The organism is Helicobacter sp. UBA3407 (assembly GCF_949747025.1).
In the GTDB taxonomy this organism is placed as follows: Bacteria; Campylobacterota; Campylobacteria; order Campylobacterales; family Helicobacteraceae; genus Helicobacter_D; species Helicobacter_D ganmani.
In genome coordinates this window covers 1-7,980 of the sequence record NZ_CATKCB010000160.1, presented here as the reverse complement: position 1 = coordinate 7,980, position 7,980 = coordinate 1, and the positions used below count along the sequence as shown (strand labels likewise).

The following is a 7,980-nucleotide window of genomic DNA, read 5'->3' as shown; positions in this document are numbered from 1 at the left end:
AGTAGGATTTGGGGTTGCATTGTGGTCAAGCACGCGCACGACACCTTCTACAATATCATCAATATAAGTAAAATCTCGTAGCATTTGCCCGTGGTTAAAAACATCTATGGGTTTGCCCTCCAAAATCGCCTTTGTAAATAAAAACAAAGCCATATCTGGTCGTCCCCAAGGACCATAAACTGTGAAGAATCGCAAGCCTGTTGTTGGCAAACCAAAGAGATAAGAATAAGTATGCGCCATTAGTTCATTGCTTTTTTTACTTGCTGCATAAAGGCTAATAGGGTGATCCACATTATCGCTTGTAGAAAAGGGCATTTTTTCATTTAATCCATACACGGACGAGCTAGACGCATAAGCTAAATGAGCAATTCCAAACTGCCTGCAAGCTTCCAAAATATTCACGAATCCCACAATATTACTTTGTATATACGCATAAGGATTTACAAGAGAGTAACGCACTCCCGCCTGTGCTGCGAGATTACAAACTTTGTCAAATTTCTCATTCTTAAAGAGATTCATAAGATTCTCTCTGTCCTCTAATTCCAAACAAATAAAACGATAATTGGGGTATTTGCTGCTTTGCAAGAGTTGATTTTCTACGATAGAATCCTGTGCGATTCCAGCTTCTGCTAATCTGCCATATTTGATTCGCACATCATAATAATCGTTGATACAATCTAGCCCGACAACCTCATCTCCGCGTTGAATAAGAGTCTTTGCTACAAAAGAACCGATAAACCCGGCTGTGCCTGTTACTAAAACTTTCATCGCATTACTTTATAAGCTTAAAATAATGTTTTAAAAACACTTGATTTGCAGTGCCTTTAAACTCGCATCTTCCTAACTCTTGTAGGCTTAATTCTATTGCATTGACAACCCAAGAAATCTCGCTAATATCAATCAACCCCATATGATTAATCCGAAAAATCTTGCCTTTTAAATTATCCTGCCCTCCTGCAATATTCACATTAAATTTATTTTTTAGAATCTTGCGCAATGTGTCGCTTTCTTCATCATAGACACAAGTTATAGAGAGTGCGGGTTTTGTTGGATAGATTTTTAATCCAATGCTTTGCATTGCCTCATTGCACGCAAGAGAGCGCGCTTTAGTTTGTTGATAAATTTTGTCCCAGCCTATTTCCTTTGCTTTTTGTAAAAAAGCGCAAAGTCCAATGATAATTGTTGTCGGTGCAGTCCAAGCTGTCGTATTTTTCACCTGATTTTTAAGCTCTGTTTTGAGATTAAAATAAAACCCCACATTGCGCTCTTCTATCTTTTCTATGGCGCATTGGCTTAATCCAATAATACTAAGACCCGGCGGAAGCATAAAGGCTTTTTGAGAGCCACCAATTAGTGCATCTACACAACTTACATCTAATTTTTCTACACCCATTGCAGTAATACTATCTACAATGACCATAATCTTTGGATTGTGATTTTTCACCGCTTTAGCAATCTCTTCATAAGAATGGCGCAACCCCCCTGCACTCTCGCACGCTTGAATACAAAAAGCGTCAATCTCTGGATTTTGTTTCAAGACTTCCAAAACAGACTCCACACTAGCAGGCGTATCCCATTCGTTTTTAATCTCTACATTTGGGATTCCAAAGGCTTTCGCAATCTTGCCAAATCTTTCCCCAAACTTGCCGCTATTAATGCTTAAGAGTTTCTTTTGACACAAGGAAGTAACGCAAGCCTCCATTGCTCCACTTCCAGAGCTTGCAAGCAAGAGAACTTCCGGCATTTGAATCACTTCTTTTAAAAGCATACGCGTAGTTGCAAAAATCTCTTCAAATTCTGGGGTGCGATGGTGGATTGTAGGCTCACTCATCGCAACGCGCACAAACTCTGGCACAGGAGTAGGACCGGGGGTAAAAAGTAACATTCTTTTATCCTTTTTAAAAAATTGCGCAATTATAACGAAAATTTTATTATATCCATCTTTGTTAGATTGCGTTTTCTAAGTCATTGCGTCCTTTACAAAGTCTCTTTAGGAGCAGTAGCAATCCATAGCTTTGCATTATTTTAAGTTTGCCATTACGTCATTGCGAGAATCGTTCGCGATTCGTGGCAATCTATAATTTTTTACTCACCTTTGATAATTCACTTTTTACTTTGATTAAGGATAAACTAACGAATCGCTAGGTACGCTCCTAAGCTATCTTGTGTCCAAGTAGCCTGCTCTTTTTGGAACTTCTGATAACTTTCTAATACCTTTTTAAAGTCTGCATTTTTGGCACTTTCCTCCTCTAGCACCACCGCAAGCGTCTTTTTGAATCCCTCAATCACTTCAGGAGGAAATGTGCGCACTTTTGCGCCCTCTTTTTTGAGAGTTTCTAAAGCTTTGGCATTATAAAAACTCCCCATTGCAGTCATTTGCATATGTGCTTCACGACTTGCAACCTCCAAAATTGCTTGAACCTCTTTAGAATAACTCTCCCATTTCTGCTTATTAAAAACAAATTCCGTAATAGAACCTGCTTCCTGCCAAGGTGTGTAATAATAAGGAGCAACTTTATGAATATCTAACTTTTGGTCAAAGGCAGGAGAAACCCATTCTGCTGCATCTAAAACACCTCTTTCTAAGTTTGGCACGATTTCGCCACCGGGCGTGCTTTTCGTTGCTGCACCAAGCTTGGATAGCACTTGCCCTGCCACGCCTACCATACGAATCCTTAACCCCTCAAAGTCTTTCAAACTATTCATTTCTTTTTTATACCAACCCGACATTTGAATGCTCGTCGCCCCTCCAAGCATTGGATAAAGATTATACTTTGCTGCAATCTCACGCCATAGCTCCATTCCCTCGCCATAGAGATACCAAGCATTTTGCTCACTATCAATCATACCAAAAGGAATCCCGGAAAAAAGATTAAACGCTGTATTTTTCCCCTCCCAATAATAAGGAGCAGAATGGAATGCGTCAATCTGTCCGCTACTTGCCGCATCAAACACTCCAAGCGCAGGCACAAGCTTGCCCGCAGGAAAAATCTCAATCACAATGCTGCCACCACTTAATTCATTAACAACCTTTGCATAATGTTTCACCGTATCTGAAAGAATCGGCATTGTAATAGACCAAGTCATTGCTAAACGAATCTTTGTCGTTGCTTTTTTAGTCGGCTTTGCATTTTCCTCTGCATTTGCAGTTGCATTCTCGCTATTGCAGCCAACCAACGCTGCTGCTCCCAATGCAGAAGCGAATCCTAAACTTGTATTTTTCAAAAACTCTCGTCGTTTCATTCTTTTTATCCTTTAAAAAATAAATTGCAAAATTGTAGCCCATTTTTCATTGCTTAATGTTAATTGTGGAAACAAAAAAACCAAAAGTAAAATCAAAACTTGTAACAAAATAAAAGGCACAACACCTTTGTAAATTTCGCTAATTTTAATTTGTTCTCCTACGGCGGATTTCAAAAAGAAAATAGAAAATCCAAAAGGAGGCGTAAGAAAGCTTGTTTGCAGATTAATCGCTACAAGCAATGCAAACCATAGCATATCCACTTGATAGTGCATTGCAATCCCTGCTAAAATAGGCAAAGCAATATAACAAATTTCAAAAAAATCAATCAAAAAGCCAAGCACAAACACCACAAGCATTGCAACAAGCATAAAATAAAAGGGCGAATCTAAATATTTTGCGAAAAAATCAAGCACAACAACATCGCCTCCTAACTCGTTAAATACAAGCGTAAAGCAGTTTGCGCCAATGAGAATCATAAAAACCATTCCACAAAACACAATCGTCTCTTGACTAGCTTGCTTAATTAAAGCAAGATTCAGTTGCCCATTTAAAAAACTCAACAGCAATGCGCCCACCACTCCGATTGCCGCTGCTTGCGTTGGTTCTACGATTCCACCTAAAATACTTCCTAACACAAGAGTAATTAAAACAATTGGTGGAATCGCCATTTTAAGAGCATCTAATGCCAAAGTGCGCAGATTTTTAGAATCATCAGGACTTGCAGGGGCAAGCTTAGGAGCAAAACACACCACACCCAAGACAAATAAAACATAAGTTGCTACAAGCATAATACTTGGCAGAATCGCGGCACTAAAGAGGTCGCGCACACTAACATTTAAAACATCTGCTAAAATGATTAAAATAATAGAAGGTGGGATAATCTGCCCTAAAGTGCCACTTGCAGCCACCACACCAGAAATCAAACATTTGTTATAATTTGCCTTTATCATCGTAGGCACTGCAATCACTCCCATCATTACCACCGTTGCCCCTACGATTCCTGTGCTAGCAGACAAAAGCACGCCAACCAAAATCACTCCCATTGCCGCTCCCCCACCAAATGAGCCAAAAAGCTTGGCAATAGAATTAATCAGCCGCTCTGCGATTCCGCTTCTCTCCAAAATCATTCCCATTAAAATAAACAATGGAATCGCAATCAAGGTTGTGTTGCTAAAGATTCCCTCCAAGCGATTGGGCAAAAAAGTTAGCACATAGGGATTCTCCTCAAAAATCATTAAATAACTTCCGACTATTAATCCACTAGAACCAAAAGCAAAAGCAACCGGCACTCCTATAATTAAAAGCACGATTGCGATTCCAATTAAAGCCAATAATTCCATATTTAATGTTCCTGCTTTAATTTTTGCTCTTTTAAGCTTTCTTTCAAAATTTGTGTTTCTTCTGTAACAAAATCCGCACTCTGCGTGTAATTTCGTTGTTTTATCTTGACAAAAGATTTTAAAATTTCGCTAACACTTTGCAGACTCAAAAGCACAAATCCAAGCACCACGAAAGATTTAAAAACAAAATAATAAGGAATCTTTCCATTTTGCGAGGATTCACCCATTTTATAAGATTGAATCGTAAAATCCAAACCATACTTTATCATCACCAAACAAAAGGGCAAAATAAAAAATAGATTCACCAAAAGAAAACCAATAACTTTTGTTTTGTCGCTATAATGCGCATAAAGCAAATCAATGCGTACATGTTTGTCTTTTTGTAATGTCCAAGAAAATGCCAAAAGAACCATTAAAGCAAAACAATAAAGACTAAAATCGTCTAATTTGCTATTCACATAAGAAAAATTGAGCGCAAGTGCAAGCCCGAAAGTAAGCAAACATAAGACCCATAATGCAACGCCAGAAATACAAGAGGCAATCAAACTCAAGCTATTTAAAACGCGTGCGATTTTTAAGATTTTCTGCATTTGGAGGATTTCCTAATTTAAATGAAAGATTAAGAATTGAATTTATATCAAAAATATCAATAAATTTCAAGCAATAAATTGGGATTCCCATATCCTTGAAGGTAAGATTCCATATTTTATGGATTACTTTGCTACACTTGCAAGCAACAGAAAAAATCACAAAGACAAAAAATAACAAAATCTTTAAGCTAAGATTTTAAAAAAATCCTTACAATATAGATTTTATTTTAAAAATCTAAAGGAATCCTTATGTTTGAATGGATTGCAAACCCTGAAATGTGGATTGCATTGGTAACCTTGATTGCCCTTGAAATCGTGCTTGGAATTGATAATATTATTTTTATCGCGATTCTTGTGGGACGATTACCCAAAGAACAGCGACAGAAAGCGCGTATTTTGGGACTATCTCTTGCAATGATTACCCGCCTCTTGCTTCTTCTTTCACTCTTTTGGATTATGAAACTCACTGCGCCCTTATTTAGTGTTTTGGGGCAAGACATTTCGGGACGCGATTTAATTTTGATTCTTGGGGGACTTTTCTTGATTGGCAAATCTACTTTAGAGATTCACCACGATATAGAGGAGGCAGACGAATCTAAACCTCAAGATTCCCTACAATCAAGTGCAAAAAAAGGCTTTATTAATGTGCTAATTCAAATTGCAATATTAGACATTGTTTTTTCATTGGATTCTGTGATTACCGCAGTGGGAATGGTTAGCAACATTGAAATTATGATGCTCGCAGTGATTGTAGCAGTAGGTGTAATGATGATTGCAAGCAAGGGAATTTCCGAATTTGTAGAAAATAATCCGACAATTAAAATTTTAGCTCTTGCATTTTTGATTTTAGTCGGCGTTACACTTGTCGCAGAAGGTTTGAATTTCCATATTTCTAAGGCTTATATTTATTTTGCAATGGCATTCTCTCTTGGTGTGGAATCTATTAATATTTATATCAAGAAAAAACGAATTGCACAAAAAAATCAACATTAAAGGAATCCTATGCCTTATGTGAATATCAAAATCACACGAGAAAATGGCACACCCACAAAGGAGCAAAAACAACGCATTATACAAGGCATTACAGAGATTCTAAGTGAGGTTTTGGGTAGAGATTCCGCTTCGCTTGTCGTTGTCATTGATGAGATTGACTGCGATAACTATGGAATCGGGGGCACTACAATTACCCAAAAACGCAAACAACAAAGCTTAAATCCACCAAACAAGGTAAAAACCAAATGAAAACACTGACAATAATTGATACTTTCGGATTCCTTTTTCGCAGTTATTTTGCCCTACCCCCGCTCAAAAACCACGATGGATTCCCTACAGGATTGCTGACGGGATTTGCAAAACTTATTTTGCAACTCTACAAGGATTATCCGCAAGATTATTTAGTTTTCGCGCTAGATTCCAAAGAAGAAAATTTCCGCAAAAGCATTGACCCACTTTATAAAGCGAATCGCCCAGAAGCTCCACAAGATTTGCAGCTACAACTCAAAGTTGCGATTGAATGGGTAGAACAAATGGGATTTAGAAACATTTCTATTGCAGGTTATGAAGCAGACGATGTTATCGCTTCTATCAACAAACAAGCCAATCGCCTCAATGTCCAAGTACGCATTATCAGCCACGACAAAGACCTTTACCAACTCATTAATGACAACACCTTTCTCTTTGACCCCAAGAAAAAAAAAGAAATCCACATCGCAGATTGCATAGACAAATATGGAGTAACCCCAGCGCAATTTATAGATTTTCAGAGTCTTGTGGGGGATAGTTCGGATAATATTCCCGGTGTCAAAGGAATTGGAGCAAAAGGCGCGGCAGGATTATTGCACAATTTCCACAGCCTTAATGGAATCTACGAAAACATTGATAAAATTGCTTCTAAGCGCACACAAGAACTATTGAAAATTTACAAAGAGGACGCTTATCGCTCTTTGGAGCTTGTGCGCTTGCGTGAGGATTTGCTAGAGGATTTCAATCTCCAAGACTGCCAAATGCCACATCAAAACCCATTATTAAAAATTACAGAATCACTCAAGGTATATGAAATTAATAGTGTGTTAAAAAAGATTCTGTCCAAAGATTCTGCTAAAAAATCTTTACACCTATTTGAAAACGCAACAAAAATCAGAGAATCGCAAGATTTTATCCCACAAACCCCCGCTCCAACACCTTTTCACTTTCAAGCGCATTTGTTAAACACGGATACAAAATTGCAAGCATTTCTCCCAAAAATCACACGCGATTCCGTTGTGTCTTTTGATACAGAAACAACAAATTTAGATGTTTTTAATGCTAAAATCGTAGGGTTTTCTTTCAGTTTTGATGGCACAAATGCCTATTATGTGCCTTTAGCGCACAATTATCTAGGCGTAGAGGAACAGGTAAGTCAAGAGGTTGCGCTAGAATTTATCCAAGCACTTTTTAATGCCAAAGCCATTATCGGACATAATCTCAAATACGACTTAGAGATTCTACGCACAAACTTCGGCTTCTCTCCCAAAAATCCTTATAATATCAAGGATAGTATGCTTGTCGCGTGGCTTTACCAAAGTGATTTGCCTTGCAATTTGGATTCTTTAATGTTGCGGTATTTTAAGCACGAGATGATTCATTATAAAGATGTAGTAAAAAAGGGAGAAAACTTTTCGCAAATCTCCATAGAATACGCTTGCCAGTATGCTAGCGAGGACGCGGCGGCTTGTTATCAACTCTACCAAAAACTTACACACTTGCTCCCACCTAATCTACTTGAAGTCGCAGAATCTACGGAATTTCCGCTGATTACTTGCCTTGT

8 protein-coding genes are annotated in these 7,980 nt (G+C 38.1%); 3 read left to right on the top strand and 5 right to left on the bottom strand.

Annotated elements, in window-relative coordinates:
- The 5 genes from Q1553_RS05990 to Q1553_RS05970 all read right to left on the bottom strand — a co-directional run.
- Positions 1–768 (bottom strand): NAD-dependent epimerase/dehydratase family protein (locus Q1553_RS05990; protein ID WP_300842814.1); only part of this gene is annotated, 768 nt, incomplete at its 3' end.
- Between the two features lie 4 nt (positions 769–772).
- Positions 773–1,885: an alanine--glyoxylate aminotransferase family protein gene (locus Q1553_RS05985; RefSeq protein ID WP_115552040.1), complete on the bottom strand. Its 1,113-nt coding sequence runs from the start codon at positions 1,883–1,885 to the stop codon at positions 773–775.
- Between the two features lie 245 nt (positions 1,886–2,130).
- Positions 2,131–3,243, bottom strand: coding sequence for a TRAP transporter substrate-binding protein DctP (dctP, locus tag Q1553_RS05980; RefSeq protein WP_245944280.1), 1,113 nt, complete (start codon positions 3,241–3,243; stop codon positions 2,131–2,133).
- Between the two features lie 12 nt (positions 3,244–3,255).
- On the bottom strand, positions 3,256–4,584 hold the full coding sequence (locus Q1553_RS05975) for a TRAP transporter large permease subunit (protein WP_115552041.1): 1,329 nt from the start codon (positions 4,582–4,584) through the stop codon (positions 3,256–3,258).
- Between the two features lie 2 nt (positions 4,585–4,586).
- Positions 4,587–5,174 (bottom strand): TRAP transporter small permease subunit, encoded by a 588-nt coding sequence (locus tag Q1553_RS05970; protein WP_115552042.1) that lies wholly within the window; start codon positions 5,172–5,174, stop codon positions 4,587–4,589.
- 249 nt (positions 5,175–5,423) lie between these two features.
- Here Q1553_RS05970 and Q1553_RS05965 point away from each other — a divergent pair, with 249 nt between their 5' ends.
- The 3 genes from Q1553_RS05965 to Q1553_RS05955 all read left to right on the top strand — a co-directional run.
- Complete coding sequence (locus Q1553_RS05965) at positions 5,424–6,167, top strand: TerC family protein (RefSeq protein ID WP_115552043.1); 744 nt, start codon at positions 5,424–5,426, stop codon at positions 6,165–6,167.
- A 9-nt stretch (positions 6,168–6,176) separates the two neighbouring features.
- Entirely contained in the window at positions 6,177–6,416 is a 240-nt protein-coding gene (locus tag Q1553_RS05960; protein WP_115552044.1) for a 4-oxalocrotonate tautomerase family protein, read from the top strand.
- A partial coding sequence (locus Q1553_RS05955; RefSeq protein WP_300842813.1) for a 5'-3' exonuclease H3TH domain-containing protein occupies positions 6,413–7,980 on the top strand: 1,568 nt, incomplete at its 3' end. The genes Q1553_RS05960 and Q1553_RS05955, both read left to right, overlap by 4 nt.